Source organism: Paenibacillus cellulosilyticus (assembly GCF_003182255.1).
In the GTDB taxonomy this organism is placed as follows: domain Bacteria; phylum Bacillota; class Bacilli; order Paenibacillales; family Paenibacillaceae; genus Paenibacillus_T; species Paenibacillus_T cellulosilyticus.
Window position 1 is genome coordinate 225900 of sequence record NZ_QGTQ01000003.1, and the last position, 15728, is coordinate 241627.

At 47.1% G+C, this 15728-nt stretch carries 25 protein-coding genes; 24 read left to right on the forward strand and 1 reads right to left on the reverse strand.

The features are described 5' to 3' along the window. From DFQ01_RS06120 to DFQ01_RS06150, 7 genes are all read left to right on the forward strand, one after another. Positions 1-342: a hypothetical protein gene (locus DFQ01_RS06120; protein ID WP_110042993.1), complete on the forward strand. Its 342-nt coding sequence runs from the start codon at positions 1-3 to the stop codon at positions 340-342. 41 nt (positions 343-383) lie between these two features. Next, positions 384-578, forward strand: coding sequence for a hypothetical protein (locus tag DFQ01_RS06125; RefSeq protein ID WP_110042994.1), 195 nt, complete (start codon positions 384-386; stop codon positions 576-578). A 39-nt stretch (positions 579-617) separates the two neighbouring features. After that, complete coding sequence (locus DFQ01_RS06130) at positions 618-1355, forward strand: hypothetical protein (RefSeq protein ID WP_110042995.1); 738 nt, start codon at positions 618-620, stop codon at positions 1353-1355. 135 nt (positions 1356-1490) lie between these two features. Then, complete coding sequence (locus DFQ01_RS06135) at positions 1491-1829, forward strand: hypothetical protein (protein WP_110042996.1); 339 nt, start codon at positions 1491-1493, stop codon at positions 1827-1829. Between the two features lie 7 nt (positions 1830-1836). Further along, on the forward strand, positions 1837-2115 hold the full coding sequence (locus tag DFQ01_RS06140) for a hypothetical protein (RefSeq protein ID WP_110042997.1): 279 nt from the start codon (positions 1837-1839) through the stop codon (positions 2113-2115). Then, positions 2108-2431, forward strand: coding sequence for a hypothetical protein (locus tag DFQ01_RS06145; RefSeq protein WP_110042998.1), 324 nt, complete (start codon positions 2108-2110; stop codon positions 2429-2431). The genes DFQ01_RS06140 and DFQ01_RS06145 overlap by 8 nt, the downstream gene beginning before the upstream one ends. Positions 2432-2529: 98 nt before the next feature. Then, positions 2530-2919: a hypothetical protein gene (locus DFQ01_RS06150; RefSeq protein ID WP_110042999.1), complete on the forward strand. Its 390-nt coding sequence runs from the start codon at positions 2530-2532 to the stop codon at positions 2917-2919. A 664-nt stretch (positions 2920-3583) separates the two neighbouring features. Here the strand turns inward: DFQ01_RS06150 and DFQ01_RS06155 are convergent. Next, on the reverse strand, positions 3584-3961 hold the full coding sequence (locus DFQ01_RS06155; RefSeq protein ID WP_110043000.1) for a DUF6173 family protein: 378 nt from the start codon (positions 3959-3961) through the stop codon (positions 3584-3586). A gap of 180 nt (positions 3962-4141) precedes the next feature. Here DFQ01_RS06155 and DFQ01_RS32095 point away from each other — a divergent pair, with 180 nt between their 5' ends. The 17 genes from DFQ01_RS32095 to DFQ01_RS06240 all read left to right on the forward strand — a co-directional run bounded on the left by DFQ01_RS32095 (position 4142) and on the right by DFQ01_RS06240 (position 15725). After that, positions 4142-4630 carry a tyrosine-type recombinase/integrase gene (locus DFQ01_RS32095; protein WP_425452372.1) on the forward strand — a complete coding sequence of 163 codons (489 nt, stop codon included), beginning with the start codon at positions 4142-4144 and terminating at the stop codon, positions 4628-4630. A 408-nt stretch (positions 4631-5038) separates the two neighbouring features. Continuing rightward, positions 5039-5281, forward strand: coding sequence for a hypothetical protein (locus tag DFQ01_RS06165; protein WP_110043002.1), 243 nt, complete (start codon positions 5039-5041; stop codon positions 5279-5281). A 20-nt stretch (positions 5282-5301) separates the two neighbouring features. Next, entirely contained in the window at positions 5302-6051 is a 750-nt protein-coding gene (gene terS / locus DFQ01_RS06170) for a phage terminase small subunit (RefSeq protein WP_174812461.1), read from the forward strand. Beyond that, positions 6048-7496 carry a DEAD/DEAH box helicase family protein gene (locus tag DFQ01_RS06175; RefSeq protein WP_110043004.1) on the forward strand — a complete coding sequence of 483 codons (1449 nt, stop codon included), beginning with the start codon at positions 6048-6050 and terminating at the stop codon, positions 7494-7496. Before terS ends, DFQ01_RS06175 begins: the two co-directional genes overlap by 4 nt. 32 nt (positions 7497-7528) lie before the next feature. After that, on the forward strand, positions 7529-9004 hold the full coding sequence (locus DFQ01_RS06180; protein ID WP_110043005.1) for a hypothetical protein: 1476 nt from the start codon (positions 7529-7531) through the stop codon (positions 9002-9004). Between the two features lie 3 nt (positions 9005-9007). After that, positions 9008-10270 (forward strand): hypothetical protein, encoded by a 1263-nt coding sequence (locus DFQ01_RS06185; RefSeq protein ID WP_110043006.1) that lies wholly within the window; start codon positions 9008-9010, stop codon positions 10268-10270. Positions 10271-10275: 5 nt separating this feature from the next. Continuing rightward, positions 10276-10644: a head decoration protein gene (locus DFQ01_RS06190; protein WP_110043276.1), complete on the forward strand. Its 369-nt coding sequence runs from the start codon at positions 10276-10278 to the stop codon at positions 10642-10644. A 16-nt stretch (positions 10645-10660) separates the two neighbouring features. After that, a complete protein-coding gene (locus DFQ01_RS06195) occupies positions 10661-11677 on the forward strand; it encodes a major capsid protein (protein WP_110043007.1) in 1017 nt (338 codons plus the stop codon). Between the two features lie 13 nt (positions 11678-11690). Then, positions 11691-12026: a hypothetical protein gene (locus DFQ01_RS06200; protein WP_110043008.1), complete on the forward strand. Its 336-nt coding sequence runs from the start codon at positions 11691-11693 to the stop codon at positions 12024-12026. Beyond that, positions 12016-12456: a hypothetical protein gene (locus tag DFQ01_RS06205; RefSeq protein ID WP_110043009.1), complete on the forward strand. Its 441-nt coding sequence runs from the start codon at positions 12016-12018 to the stop codon at positions 12454-12456. The genes DFQ01_RS06200 and DFQ01_RS06205 overlap by 11 nt, the downstream gene beginning before the upstream one ends. A 5-nt stretch (positions 12457-12461) precedes the next feature. Next, positions 12462-13037: a hypothetical protein gene (locus DFQ01_RS06210; protein ID WP_110043010.1), complete on the forward strand. Its 576-nt coding sequence runs from the start codon at positions 12462-12464 to the stop codon at positions 13035-13037. Next, positions 13034-13615 carry a hypothetical protein gene (locus DFQ01_RS06215; protein ID WP_110043011.1) on the forward strand — a complete coding sequence of 194 codons (582 nt, stop codon included), beginning with the start codon at positions 13034-13036 and terminating at the stop codon, positions 13613-13615. The genes DFQ01_RS06210 and DFQ01_RS06215 overlap by 4 nt, the downstream gene beginning before the upstream one ends. Positions 13616-13619: 4 nt before the next feature. Then, positions 13620-14051 carry a hypothetical protein gene (locus DFQ01_RS06220; RefSeq protein ID WP_110043012.1) on the forward strand — a complete coding sequence of 144 codons (432 nt, stop codon included), beginning with the start codon at positions 13620-13622 and terminating at the stop codon, positions 14049-14051. Positions 14052-14062: 11 nt separating this feature from the next. Beyond that, entirely contained in the window at positions 14063-14269 is a 207-nt protein-coding gene (locus tag DFQ01_RS06225; protein ID WP_110043013.1) for a hypothetical protein, read from the forward strand. A 29-nt stretch (positions 14270-14298) separates the two neighbouring features. Then, a complete protein-coding gene (locus DFQ01_RS06230) occupies positions 14299-15081 on the forward strand; it encodes a hypothetical protein (RefSeq protein ID WP_110043014.1) in 783 nt (260 codons plus the stop codon). 79 nt (positions 15082-15160) lie between these two features. Next, a complete protein-coding gene (locus DFQ01_RS06235) occupies positions 15161-15484 on the forward strand; it encodes a hypothetical protein (RefSeq protein ID WP_110043015.1) in 324 nt (107 codons plus the stop codon). Between the two features lie 25 nt (positions 15485-15509). Continuing rightward, positions 15510-15725 carry a hypothetical protein gene (locus tag DFQ01_RS06240; RefSeq protein ID WP_110043016.1) on the forward strand — a complete coding sequence of 72 codons (216 nt, stop codon included), beginning with the start codon at positions 15510-15512 and terminating at the stop codon, positions 15723-15725. Positions 15726-15728: the final 3 nt, after the last annotated feature.

The window sequence follows — 15728 nt, forward strand, 5'->3', positions numbered from 1 at the left end:
ATGGCTATCACATTAGGGAAGATGAACCAGTTGGACATTAAGTTTAAGAACCTTGTAATTAAGGCGGTCGAAACATCGAAGAGTCCCCGGGGTACCAAGATGGTCGAAGTAATGGCTATTGAATACCAATCGAAAGGCTTGCGAGATAAGCTCAGCCAAGGCCTTAAAGAAGTAAACGCGCTTTGGGATGAGCGCAAGGATCGTCCAGCCGGTTACATCGTTGCTGCATCAATTGATCGTGGAGACGGTGTTACGATTTCTGTCATGGTGACGGAAGAATGGTTCGAGGAAAACCGCAAAAAATTTGATGCTAAGAAGGCTGAATGGGCGGCCAATCTGTGAGCGAGCATCCTGAATACTGAGGAACATGGGAGGGCTTAGGATTGATTGAATGGATAAAGTACGAATCGAGGTTGCCAGAAAGTCATGTATTGCATTTAGTCTCTGGTGGGTTATGGATCGGCTTCGGTATGCATCAGATTGACACAAATGATCGTGTTTATAGGTGGTTTGGTGTTGACGGTGAACCAATTACCGATGTAACCCATTTTGCAATAATTAATTATCCGGGAAAATGAACGTAGTTTGAATACGCAAATATATGGGAGTGAAACGAAATGGGCAATGAAAAACTGTTAGTGTTATCTGATGACAAAAAAGCAGTATGTCTTAAATCAATCAAGGACTTATTCTTCGCGGCTAAGCAGCTACACGATTGGCTCGATAAGGACGAACTAACTCAGGAAATGAGCGGCATACTGCCTAGTCTTATAGAGAGCCATTTCAGTGAAATAGCTAAAGCTTTGAACTATGAGAGTGTTTTGACTAAAGAAAAGACAGAGCGACATCAACAGATTCGCAAGGCAAATGAACGTATACGTGTACTGGAAAAGCAGCTTGGGGAAGGCAAACCGATCGATGGTTTAAAAGAGCAACTTAAATATTTGGCAGATATCGTTTCAAAATGGTGGGATGTCTATGGCTTTCATCATGTTTCGGACGAGGTGTTTTCCGAGCACGGTCACTATAAAGCACGTTTTTGCTTCATGCTTGATCATATTTCGATGTACAGCGATACGCCAGAAACTGATAAAAAGAACGCAAAAGACCGGATCAATCAGCTTATTGAGGAGGGTTACGATATTGTTTTTGAAAATGGTGATCGACATCCTCGTCTGATTGATAACGACAATAACAGGACGCGTGTGGTCAACCTAATCCAGTCCAGATTCCCTTCAGCTAAAGTATGGACAACCAAAAATCATTATGATGATCGCAACGGAGTTTACTTCTTCCGAGATGTAGAAGTGTACATCTACGATCTTCGGGACATCCCTGTTGGAACTGAAAATTGAAGAACGAGGGGAGAACCTTTAATGAAATGATTAGGCTGTGGTCAAGAAACTGAGATGAAAGATATGTCTGATGCTGCTGGTTATTGCAATTGGTGTCTGGAGGCTTCACAAAACGAATACACAGGAGGGTTAACCTTGATTCCAATTATGGTGTTGCGAAATAAAACTAATCCAGAACGTTACTTAGCTGCGAACATTGATGTTGGTGACTGGGAAGATGAAAATTTGGATGTAACATTGGAAGATATCCAAAATGCATATATGATCATTCGCAAAGATCTGGCTGTACCGACTTTACAAGATTTTGAGGAACACAAGAATTTTCATGCTGAAATGAAGAGAATGTTAATCGAAAAATTCGGGCCTGATCCTTTTATTTCTTTAGATTTTGAATCCGTATGCGAAGCGTATGAACCATTCAATACGGAGATAACGCAAGAGCAATATGATTTCGCAAAAGAATTAATGGAGTGACTCTTCGATGAATCAGATCGCCTTGCAAATGATTGAGGCAGCACTTGATCAGTTGACTCGGATTGGTAGGAGAATTGAGAGTTTGAGACTGATAGTTTCGGGAGAATCCACACTTGCAATGTACAGCAGTGTAAATACTGTATTCGGTGAATTACAAATCGAAGTAGGCGGATATGTGCCAAAGGGGTATTCATACATCATAGAAGAGCCGACAGGCGGCAAGCCAAGAGCGTTCCAATGGGTGACAAAGCCTATGAAGAAGAGGGGAGGAAACGAAGTTGCCTAATGATAAAGGATGGTATACGAAAGACGAAGTCATTGCAACGAATTTGCCTTATTGGATCGCTGCATCGTCCCGATGGACTAGCGAACCTTATAACTTTGCAATACTGCTTAGCAAAACGAGATGCCAGGAACTCGGCGCACCGATCCTGAGTAACGGACGCGAGCATCCGTCAGCCTTTCGGTATGCTGCCGCAGCTGGGAAAGGAGATAACCGGCATAGGTACATTCCATTGTATGATCGTACAGAAATGTATTCAACGATTATAGCTGAGAATATACGCTTGTACAATTACGAGCAAATGGGAGCGGCTAAATAAAACGAAGCCCCCGTGGACGTTGGGGAACAGAATCGGGGGCCTTCGACAAGAACCTACTCACCCAGATTATAGCACATGTGCTGCGAAAGGGTGAGGGGATGATGGCATTGGCATGGGATCGGTATGAGGGACAGGTAGAGTTATTCCCAGTTGCAACTGTTGAGGAGATCCGAGCGGCAAAATCGTTGCTCTCTCGGTATCGCCGGATGCAGTCAGTCGTTGAAGATATTGAGCGTAATGGCCTTGATGGGATTGCCCCTAAAGCTTTAGCAAGATATAATGCGTACAAGTTGAAGCTTCAGAGGACGGATCGAGCAATTCGGCTCATTCAAAATGAGGAGATTCGACGAATGATCGAACTTCGTTACATTAATGGGCTATCATACACTACTACGGTCGAAAGATTTTATTGGCACCGATCGACGGTTGATCGAAAGATCAATCGGGGGATCGAAGCGGTAGCCAATACCCTTCAGATGTGGGAATGACGCGAGAAAATGCGCGTAAGTTGCGCGTAAGTTGCGGCCAAAATGCGACAAATTACGAGGTACAGTAATAGCAGAAGCACAAATGCTTCCAGCTACTACTGTACCTTTTTTTGTTCATTGAAAACTAAATAAGTCGTGCGAAAAAAAGTAGCCAGGGAAACGTAGGTGCGGTATCCGTAAGTTAATCGGAGGTTCAGATGCCTTGCCCTGAAAAGCGACTCTAAATAATTCGAATCTTGTTCAATGAATCCATGTATGTATGGGGAAATTGAAGAAGAATCGACAAAAAAAGCATGATTCTATTGGGGGAGGAAGCTGACTTGGAACAACACACGACTCGATCTAAGAGAGTAAAACCACCTAGAATTTATGAACCGGAAATCATTAATACGAATTCGAAACAAGGTAGGCGCTGGATGGGATGGAGAACGTCAGATGGTATCCGAAAGAAAGTGTTAACCTACAAAATCGGTGACCATAGAGCATTATAGTCCAATTCAGTAGTCGAAAAATAAGAAAGTGAGGGGGATATTGATGCTACGAACTGTGATTAGTAAAATAATCGGATTGTTTAGAAGAAAAAAAGCAACCTCATCTATGAAAAATGAGGCTGCCATAATGAGTAAGCATTATCACCCTAACAAACCATGGGGATGAGAGATCCCTACTCGTTCGCAATGAATCCGATCCGGCGAGCGGGTTGTTCTTGATCCATTTTAGGGACAGCAGTTAGAAGAAAACTTAACTGCGAAACATGTTGGACCAATTCAGCCTTCTGACCATTAACGAATCCGTAGAAATGAATAAGTGATGGATTGCTATAGCCTATGTCAACCACATTCATCAGAATGGATTGACCGAAAGCAGCGAGTTGAATGGCAACTTCAGTTTCCTCATCAAGATTGCTTTCAAATCGAGCTATAGTTTCACCGAGGATTTCGTACTGGTAATCGGCCAATTGATAGTTTCTAATAGGATCTATGTTTGGCACTCTAATTTCAGGCATTTTGAACTCAGGCATCGAGAATCTAAAATCCGACATATTAACACCTCCTTTCTAAAATGCTTTTGGTTCTATCGGATATTATACGTTTGGTTCTAGCGAACTACAATTTCAAAATAATAGATGTCATGTAAACGAGGTGGTGAAATGAAGGTTGTCCAGCCGATCCGTGACCAGGCAGCCATAGATGGAATCAAGTATTACCTACGAATTAGAAGCATGAGAGATTATCTATTCTTTTGTTTTGGCATATACAGTGGTCTCCGCGTCTCTGACTTACTTCGGCTTCAAGTCAAGATGGTTAGAGGGAAGACCCATGTGCAAATAACAGAGAAGAAGAACGTACATGATAAGCAGTTCATCATACATCCATCAATCCGCGAGGATCTAGAACATTACATCAAGAACATGAAGGACGACGATTTTATATTCCCAAGTCGGCAGATTAAGACGAAGGAAAGACTTAGAAAACAGCCATTTCACCGGAGCACAGCGTACCGGATGTTGAACAAGGCAGCTAGACGATTCGGGCTTCGACAAATAGGCTGTCATACACTTCGAAAGACCTGGGGATATCAATTATACGTCCGCGATCCGAGGAACATCGCGTTACTAATGAAAATGTACGGACATCGCGATTCTATGATCACATTGGATTACATTGGCATGACACAAGACCTGATGGACGAGGCAATTATGGGCTTATAAACGCTGTTGAGTGCATCACAATAACAGCTATTGTGCACTCGATATCGAAAAGTGGGTTGAAGCCTTGAAAACACTGAAGAAGTGGTCTTAGTGCGAGTGCAACACAATACGGATTGAAGTTCACTCAGGAGTAAGTAAATGTAAGAAGAAGGCTGGGAATACCAGCGAATTTCAGGCCGATTTTTAGCGTCGTCGAGCGTCAAAAATAACGATTTCAATGGTAACGCTCAGGTCGGAGCGTTCCATTCTAACTCGAATACTCGAAATGACGTGCAGAACGACCGAATGCGGCCTTTCAAACGGAAATTGCGGCATCAGGTCACACGGCCAGAAGATCGCTTAGAAACGAAGAGAGATGCCTTACACGGCATCTCTTTTTTTGTGCCAATAGAAAGGAGTTCAGATAATATGCGATTGAAATTTAAGCTAGAAGACGGCGTGATGATTACTACTGGTGAAGAGGACGCTGAAAAACTGCTGGACATGTTCAATAGAAACAGGTTGAACAACGAAACGATGATCCACATCGTTTGTGCTACTGTCGAGACAATTCACGTAGGCATTGAACCGATGGGACCAGAACGTTTCGTGTCAGAGGCCGAATACATCTTTAGCATGAGTAAAGTCGTGTGGATCAAAGTCATTCGATAAACAGGCGGTGATGCATTGAAGTGGCACGGGAGAGAAGCACGAACCGGACAGCAGCCCTCAAGCTATGGCTAAAGAGTGGGCGAACGATGAAGCTGGGCGAGATCGCGGACGAGCTTAGCGTAAGTGCTGCGCTCATTCGTAAGTGGAAGTTCCTCGATAAGTGGGACGAGGTGCCAGAGAATCGACGAAGAGGCGGGCAGCCAGGCAATAAGAACTCCGTAGGAAATGCAGGTGGTTCCGGCGCTCCGATCGGCAACGATTACGCGCTGAAGCATGGCTATTACGCCAAGTACATACCGGAGGCAGTCATGCAGATCGTCGAAGAGATTCAGGAATCAGATCCTGATCCGCTAGACATGATCTGGAACCATATCATCGTTCTTGAGGCTATGCTGCTGCATGGACAAAAAATTACCCATGTCAGCGATCGTGATGACATGACGAAAGAACTGAAAAAGAAACGTTCTGGTAAGCATGGCACGGAAACAGAATACGAGATCCAGTTCGCACATGATAAGTTTGCAAATGCGTCTAAGACCAATGTGCTGATGATGCGTGAATTCCGTTCTTCTATGAAGCAATTCCTAAGCATGGCGCCAGAGAATGACGAGCGCCGCAAGAAGTTGGAGCTTATGGACGTTCAGATCGCACAAGCTAAGCTGAAGATGGAGAATGCCAAGAAGGATGATAAGAAGTCAGACGCTGAGGAATGGACCGAATCTCTTAAGCAGGTCGCTGAGCGTCGGAAAGCTATGGGGAAAGAGACATGAGTAATCGCAAGAAGAAAACATCTCCATTAGTAGACATCATCGACGTGTATTGGGACGATCCTGTCGCATTTGCAATCGACATACTCGGCTTCGAACCGGATGAATGGCAGCGTGGTGCAATGCAGGACGTTGCAGAGGCGAAGAGGGTAAGCATCCGATCAGGACAAGGCGTAGGTAAGACAGCATTCGAAGCTGCACTCGTTATTTGGTTTTTGTGCTGTCGTCCGAATCCGAAGGTCATCTGCACCGCGCCGACACGACAGCAGCTGCACGATGTGCTATGGGCCGAGGTTGCCAAGTGGCTTGAATCATCACTTGTGAAGCGAATCCTTAAATGGACCAAGACCAAGGTATACATGGTCGGCCATGAAGAGCGCTGGTTCGCTACTGCTAAGACAGCAACAAAGCCAGAGAACATGCAAGGCTTCCACGAAGACCACATGCTATTCATCGTAGACGAAGCATCTGGTGTTGCAGATAAGATCATGGAAGCAATCGACGGTACGCTCTCAGGTGATGATAATAAGCTCGTTATGTGCGGCAACCCAACGCGGACAAGCGGCTATTTCTACGATTCGCATAACAAGGACCGCGAGAACTTCCGAACACGCAAGGTATCGAGCTTAGACAGCAAGCGAACGAGCAAGGACAACATCGCCATGCTGAAGCGTAAATACGGTGAAGGCAGCGACGTCTATCGCGTTCGCGTCGAGGGCGAGTTTCCGCGTGGTGAGTCAGATAGCTTCATTGCACTGGAGCTGGCTGAGTTTGCGGCGAAGGAAGTCAAAGCAATACCTAGCGGCAGCGTTCTGACAGTAGGGTGCGACGTTGCTCGATTTGGCGACGATGAAACCTCTATCTATATAGGGATGGGCAAGAAGGTCGTTGGTGAGAAGCACCATCATAAAGAAGATACGATGGTCACTGCCGGCTGGGTTGTGCGCCTTGTCAAAGATACGCTTATCACGTATCCGTACATTGACCGTGTAATTATACGAGTCGATGATACGGGCGTTGGCGGCGGCGTCACCGATCGGCTGAACGAAATCGTTGCTGAAGAGGGGTTAGGCTGGGAGATCGTCCCGATCAACAATAACGGCAAGACGCTGGATAGCTACTACGGAAACCTTAGCGCTGAAATGTGGGGATCAATTCGATCAACGCTCGAAGCGAATATGTCGGATTTCATAAACGGTCATGTTCCAGAGTTCGAGCTTCCCAATGATGATCGTTTAATCTCTCAGCTCACTTCCCGAAAATGGCGTGTGAATTCGAAAGGGAAGATCATGTTGGAAAGTAAAGACGACATGAAGAAGCGCGGGCTTAACTCACCCGACCGTGCAGATGCCTTTGTTCTGGCGTTTGGAGAATACCTTGTCGAACCGGATGAACATATTATGGTTCCGAGCATCGGCAGCGTAACGATGCGAAGAGGCAGACAGTAACTAAGCGTAGTTTCGGAAAGGGGTGAACAAACATGAGATGGTATCAAAAGGTCATATATTCCTTGGCAATGAATGTACTTCCTGAAGCGATTAAAAGGCAGATGACAGGAACAGGACGCTTAACCGTTCCAAATGGCGTTAACCCATTCAGTATTTTCAACTGGCTGCCTAAGAAGCATCAGCATGCACATAATGTGGACCTCACAAAGCTACAGAGTTATACGGCAGAGGAATTGTTAGAGCTGCTAATATCGGTTCATCCCGATGTGTCCTATGCCCTCTATACGTACTTGAGAATGGGCGAGACCGGGATAACCTTTACAGCCAAAAAGGCACAAGGAGATAATGACAGCGCTGGTCAACGAGTGTTGGACGACTTGAAGAGCATGCTCAATTCGCCGCTGCCGTCACCTGGTTATCAGCATGGCCGATCATTGGACAAGCTCGATACGATTCAACGAATGATGGTCATGGTTCGCGGGGCATGTGCAGGTGAGGTCGTGCTGAACGAGGCATGCAATGATGTGATAGACATTGTTCCAGTCGATCCATCACTCATATGGTTTCGGCGTGAAACAGGAACATCGCGGCTTACGCCTTGGCAATTCGTAAAGAACCCGTCGCCGAGATCGGGAGAAGAATGGTTCGGCTCCTATAAGAAGATCGACACACCGACATTCATCTACGAAGAGTTTGACCCAATGGTTGATGATCCCTATGGACGAACGCCAATGCTTCCTGTTCTTCAAGTCGTTTTCTTCCACCTGCAGGTGCTGCAGGACTTGAAGGCGGTTGTACATAATCAGGGGTACCCTCGTCTCGATATATCGATGATGGAAGAAATCATGCTGAAGAACATGCCAGCTCAGATCAAAACCAACCCAGCTGCTCAGCAAAAATGGTTGAAAGAGCGTATGGATGAAATAACGAATCATTTCAACTCGCTTCATCCAGATGATGCGCTAGTCCATTGGGACAGCGTAAAGGTTGATTATCTTAAAGGCGGTAATTCAGGGCCGATGATTGACATTAAGAAGCTGATCGATATTATCGATACGCAAATGGCGACATCGCTTAAAACGCTGCTAACAATCCTATCACGACATCAGGGGTCAACAGAAACGTACAGCTCCATTGATACACAAATCTATATTAAGAATGTCGAGTCCGCGCGGAGCGTTACAAAACGCTTTTGGCAGCGGGCTTTTTCTATGGGAGCCAGAGTACGCGGCACCCAGACAATAGTTGAGGTTGATTACAGTCCCATCGATCTGCGTTCTGAAAATGAAGTCGAGAAGGATCGAAAGGTGAAGATGGAAAACTTGCTGACGGCAGAACGTGAGTTTTACATCACACCTAAGGAAGCAGCAGAAGAAGCAAGATGGACGCTTGGATTCCAATCGACGATCCCTGAAGAGCTTATTGGCCCATTGGAACAAAAGCGGGTACAGGGCTTGGCAACGAACGACGAGGCTCACACACTACCACCAGAGAGAGGAGGTGATTAGACAATGGCAAAGCCAACAGAAGAACAATTAGTACGTATTAATCAACTGGCGCTGGTGCCACTTACCGCAGATGAAACTTACGTATTTCCAGCAAAGCTAATCGGAGATCAACTGATCGAAAGCCGATACTTCCGAATGACACCTAACTTCCTGCGAAAAATGGCGGTTCAGGCTAAAGCAGGGATATCGCTACTGCTGGATCATTCATGGGCCAATCTTGGAATCATGACGATCCCGATCGGTAGGACATTCGATAGCCGGTTGCAAATGGATGGCGATGAGCTTGCACTCTATGCCGATCACTATATGAAGCTCGGGCAAGAAGTGGGAGATATCAAAGTTGACCAAATCGCTAATGGAATTGATGCGGGCACCATATTCGATACTTCAATCGGATTTACGGTATCCAGCCAGACATGCTCCATTTGCGGACAGGAATATTTCGGCGGATCATGTCCCCATATCCGGGGCAGAGAATACGACTCCAAGCTATGCTTCGTGGAGATTAATGACGGCCATCTAATGGAGAACTCCCTTGTGTTTGACGGAGCGTATCCAGGTGCTGGCGTGGTCGGCATGAGCAATGTCGCTTCAGAACCTGCAGGTGCGAAGTGGGAAGCCCTATCAGAAGATGCGAAGTCGCTGCCAAGCGATGGACGCATCTTCTATTCGTTTAGCGGAAGATCGGGATTCGAGGGATATGTGCTGAAGCAGGAAAATGAAAATAGATTATCCGAACCGGATAAAGGAGATGGAAGCATGACAGACGCACAAAAGGCAGCATTGGCAGGTCAACCGAACCAAACGGGAGCAGAAGAATTGCTGGGACAGATTAGGTTGTCACTCAATGTTCAGCAAAACGGTGAAATCCTTGGGAGATTGATTGCTTTGCATGCACAGGCAGCAGATGGACTTGCCTATAAACAAAAAATCACGGATGAGGCTTGCGGTGCAGGCGTTCGTGCGCTTGGCGAAGCATTCAATGTGGATTCCATGAAAGCCGTGTTGTCCCAGCTCCCTGTGACAGAGATTGAGAAGATCGCTAATTCGTATGAATTGCAGGCCAAATCCGTTCTTGGAGGCGGGGGCCGCCATACGCAAGGCGATAACCTTGATCTTCCGAATGGTGCGCTCAGCGGATCTACCCCAGGCAATCCCCAAGCAGCACAAGACGATGACGAAGAGACGCAGCGATTGAAAGCAAGGGAAGCGGCGATCGCTACACTGAAAAGTACAGGCCGCGGGAATTTGATTAAGGAGGGTTAATGGATATGAATAACAGACCGTATTATGGTGCGCCGGGTCCGGGTCCGGTATATACCCAAGAATTCATTGAAGTGTTGGCTTCGACCGATTTGCAAGCCAAGCTGCCTGGTGGCGTCTTGCTCGCACAAGGGAATGGCGTTGTCAAAAAAGGGACGGTCTTGGGTAAGGTTACGGCCACTCAGAAGTATGTTCCTTATGATGCTGACGCTTCGGACGGTTCGCAGGTAGCTGTTTGTATCTTAGACAATGATCGCGATACGACTGAGACTGACATTGGCGCGTCTGCATGGATTGCAGGCATCTTCACAGAGGACAAATTAACGGGTATCGACGCAGCAGCCAAGACAGCTCTTAAGCTTTGCTATTTCGTTTAATAGGGGGATATATCACATGGCTATTAATGTACTTGATCCATTGTTTCTTACAGAAGTCGTTCAAAATATTCGAACGGATATCAATTCGTTTCGGGGAGCGCAGCTATTAACTGGTGGCGTTGACCTGAAGCCAGAACGCGGCCTGACGATTGAATATGACATCACGTATGACGACACAGGCATGACGCCTCCAACTGGCCTAAACGATCCATCACCTATTCACACGCCGCCAGTCGTGAAGAATATGTCATTCACGAACCAAGAATGGCGTGAAAAAGTGGTCGTTGACCGCGAAAAGATGGCCACTTTGCGTAAGCCAGGGAATAAGCTCGACCAGCTTTGGGCGGAAGAGTATATGATTGATCGAATGATTGGCCTGAATACGAGGCTGGAAACACGGTTTGAGTGGATGCGTTGGCAATCACTTACGGGATCGCTTACGATTCCAGCCACAAAAACGAAGCCGGCATTCACCATTAATTACGGCGTGCCAGCAGGCAACAAACCTACGGCTGCTGTGCTTTGGAGTAATACGGCGACAGCTGATCCGTTGAAAGACCTGGATGAGTGGACGCTGAAGTTCAGAGGCAGCGGTGCGAGAGCCGTTCGAATTGTAGCGAATAAGAAAGTGGATTCACTGCTTAAGCAAAACGAGAAAATTCGGGACTTGATCAAACAAACACTCGGCAAAGAGCTTGTTACTTCTGAAACATTGGCAACAGTCATCGGTCAGAGTATTAATGGTCTGGAGTACGAGGTTTATGACGGTGGTTATATTGACGAAGCGGGAATCTTCTATCCGTTCATTCCGGACAATGCCATCATTATTCTTGGACAAGGCGTCTCCGGTACCATGATGGACCTGGTAACAAGCCCGAATAACTACGAAGATATTTTCACGGGGCATATTGGCAAGTTTGCACTGCCGAAGCTGATCAAGGGCGATCCCGATCAATGGCAAGTGATCAATGGAGCCACGGTGCTGCCAAAGCTGAAATATGTGAACTGGCATATTTTCGCCACAGTAGCGTAAGGGAGGCGTTCATATGGTCATCGTAAAAGTATTGGTCGATGCTGTAGGGACATATAACGCAGGGGATATCGTAACTGATGCCCCTGCAGGTCTTGTTGAAATTGCTCAGAAGGAAACCCGAAATGCTGCAACTGGTGAGCTATTAGCAGTTATCGTGGAAGATGACAATCAGACAGATGACAACACGGTTAATGGCGCAGGTGGGAGCAAAGAAGAAGACAACAGGGGAGAACTGGATGAACTAAAGGCCGTGGCAAAGAAGCTTCACATTTCAGGGTACACCAAAATGAATCTTGAAGAGCTTCAACAAGCGATTGCTAATGCTGGCGGTAGCACTGATGGTCAATAGGATTCTCACGAGCGACACGTACCATGATGAAGTGCGGGCGCGGCTTGGAGTAGGTGAAGATGTCCTATCGAACACCACTATCGATGCACCGTCCATACTGTCTATTTCGGAGGCTAAAGTCATAGCCAGCATCCCTTTCTATACCGAGCTGACAGGTGATGATGCCAACTTTGTGTATGCCGCTGCTGTATGTATGGTAGCGGCTACGCTTGCGCCATCCATGGCTGCTAGATATACAAAGCTAAAGAAAGATTTTGACTTCTCGATAGAGACGCATACGGTCAATTGGATGCAGAAGGCGGCTAGTCTATTTGATGAAGCAATGGAGTTAATTAGCCTTGTAGCAATCAATGGTGAGGGAACGAATAGCCCTCCTGTCATATCTGCATCTGGACCTACTCGATTGAAGGCTATGAACAGGATGAGGTGATGCTAATGTTTCATCAGTTCGCGCATCGGCACACTCCGTGCCAGATCAACGGACAAGCAGAAGCTGTTATCCTCTCACGGGAAACCAAGGGAACGACGGTTATGGGTAAGGAATACGTTTATAACGGATTATTCGCACCTGATTCAATTGTTCAACGGGGCGACATCGTTCAGACAGATGACCAATTCCTTGTGTTGACGATTCGTAATACAACTGAACTGGATTTATGTGCATCCTTGCTGAAGACAAATGTAGCGGTGGATCTGCAGCGGCATACGCAGGAATATGACGGGAATGACAATCCGATTGGAGGCCCGCAGTTTGTAACTGTGTCGGAAGATGTGCCAGCCTTCGCACAGCTTGTCTCGGCAAGTCTGCTGCGAGATGAGCCAGGACTGCTGCCAACAACGAAATATGTACTGACATTGCAGACGAGCGTGCCCGTGAAAGAGCCGAAGGATGCGGAGCTGATTTCCCCCGATCGAATCATGCTTGCAGGACGTGCTTACCAGGTCGATGTTGTGGATCGGATCAAGTACCCGAATCTGCTTCATGTACAGCTGTCGGAGGATATGCGATGAGTGACGGCTATGTTGGATATGACAGTTCAACGGCAACGCGGGACTTACGTAATGCGCTGCTGTCGGAGATTATTCAGCTGTCACAGCTTGTGGCAGAGACGGCCAAGGGCAATGTCCGATACTATCCCGAGGTACGCGAACATATTCGGCAGCACCTGGAGACGCTTGCGTCAGACATGTTCTCGATGCATATCACAGCAGACTATTGGCAGGCGTGGCTTGAGCAGTTCGGTAAAGGATCGCTCATGGCCGACTCGAGTCAGAACGCTGGGCTTGTGCGCTACATGAGCAGCGATAGTTGGAACGCTCTGAGGCCAAGCGGCAGTCATGTGGTCGTCGGTCGTGGCAAGGGTCGATATAAGAGCATTGACGGCAGCATAAAGCAATCGGGCGGCTCGTATGCGGGCGTTGACTTGGAGGAGTTGGCAGCACGAGGCGATATCGACAAGAGCTTTGGGCCGACGCCTCCGACATTCTTCCTTCGTATCGCACTGCAGGCGAATCGAAAGCGCATCTTAGAGGGGCTGCAGCGCGTCATTGACAATTTTCCGTATCACAAATACTTCAAGATGAGGTGAGGCAGTGAGTCAAGGGCTAATCGACGCGGTATATAGCGTGCTGAAGCAAGACGAGCTCATCCTAACTTATCTGGGACTACAACGCGGATCGCCGCCTGAACTGCTGACGAAGCGGTTTATTAAAGGGATCGAAACCGACGCGGTCACCATCTCTGAGAATGTGCCTCAGATCCAGACCTACATCATGCCAGGACGCTTCGGTCATAATCATATGGTTTATGCGGGAAAGTTCTGCATCGACTGCTATGCCAAAACAAGTGTTGATGCTCGTGTAATGGCAGATCGTGCCTTCAAACTGCTGCATGATGAGTATATTGCGCATGAGTCATTCCGTTCATTCCGCTGCCATCTAGCCTATGATACAGACTTTGCGACCGGTATTACTGGAATCAAAGGATACAAGGCCATTTATGATGTAGATTATGTCCGGAAATGAGGTGATGACAAGTGAAGCAGGATGAGACAGAAGCAAGCAGCACAGCGGAGCAGCCGAAGCCATCGGAAGCGGACAAGCTGAAGCAAGAAAAGATCAAGCTTGCGAAGAAGATCGGCTTATGGGGTACTTACGCTCCAGAGAAGGGCTACAGACAAACCAATGAATATCAACGCATTAAAGAAATCGACAAACGCTTATCCGAAATCTCAAACGGATAGGCGTTTTTTATTGACGGGAGGAACTACAAATGCCAGAAATGTCCACCAAGCAATGGGTTGTAGATGATATTTCGAACGCAGCGCTGTTTGATGAGAATGATAACCCTAACGCATTCTTTGAGCGTTTGAACAAATTGACCCTGAACATTGATTCTAAGCAGTCGAGGGTCTATGGCGGTCAGAGTAAGTACGCGTTTCACTTGACAGAGCAGGATGCGGAGTCCGGCATCCAACTGGAGAATGCACAGCTCGACTTTAATATGCTGGTAGCAGCAACAGGGGCGACACTTGTTACAGGTGCAACAATGGAGGTGCCGTTCTATGAAACGCTCACGGTGAAGGCTGGATCAACGATCACACTTGAGAGAGCAGCCACTCTTGTTGCAGATTCTGAGCGAGTGGTTGTCGTTTCCAAGGACCATGAGAGTGCTGGCAAGCAATTGGAGCGGGTAGCAGCTGCACCAACAGCTGAGCAGTATACGGTTGCGGCTGGCGTTATTACATTCGGTGATGAATCGCTTGTCGGCAAAGATGTGCGGGTATTCGGTTCGTATACTTCTACGACGGCGCAATCGGCATCGCTTACGACAACGACACGGAATAAATCGTACAAGTTCGTCGCTTACGGTCGAGCACTGGATGATGAAACAAGAGAATACTTCGACGTCATTATCGTCGTTTACAAAGCTCAGCTGCTTGGCACCTTCGCCATTGACCAGCAGCGTAAAACGGCAACGGCCAACTCGCTTGAGCTGGCAATTTTGGATGCGAACCGCAGTGATGGCAAAGTAATCGACATCATTACGGTCTAGTTGTTTTCATTATCACGAGCGGGAGAGTAAATGCTCTCCCTGTCTTGTCTTACAACACAAATATGAGGAGGACTAAACAATGCAACAACAAGACTTGGATCTTATTATGGGGATCGGACCGATCGTTCAGTTTTCTACAGAGATTAAGAAGCAGGTCCGTGTGGGTACGGTTAAGCAGATCAAAGAAGTGGGCGAGCTTTACACATCCGGCTTGAAAACCTTGAAGTACGCATTAGTATTCACGAATAAGGAAAACCCGGATGCTGACATTGAAAAGTGGCTCGAAATCCTCAATATGATCCTGATTGAAGGTATTACACGAGAGGAACTGAACGATTGCATTCCAGAGCTGGTGGAAGCGGCGGTCGAACGATTTCTATTTGGTAAGCAAGGCACCGAGTAAGGAGCCTTCAGGAGAAAGCAAGCCCATGACGATGGCCGAGATGTATGGGCGGCTTTCTCGTCGGAAGCTCGTGAAGCCGTGGTATGACCATAACTGGCACGAGATCACAGCGATCATAGAAGATATGGAGAACGAAATGAAGGAGCAGATCCGCTTACACGGCGGTGAAGTGAAGGAACCGAAGAAGCTGACTCGCTCGGCTATCGGGCAGATTCTTGGACACTTCAATCGAGGGGGGTGATAG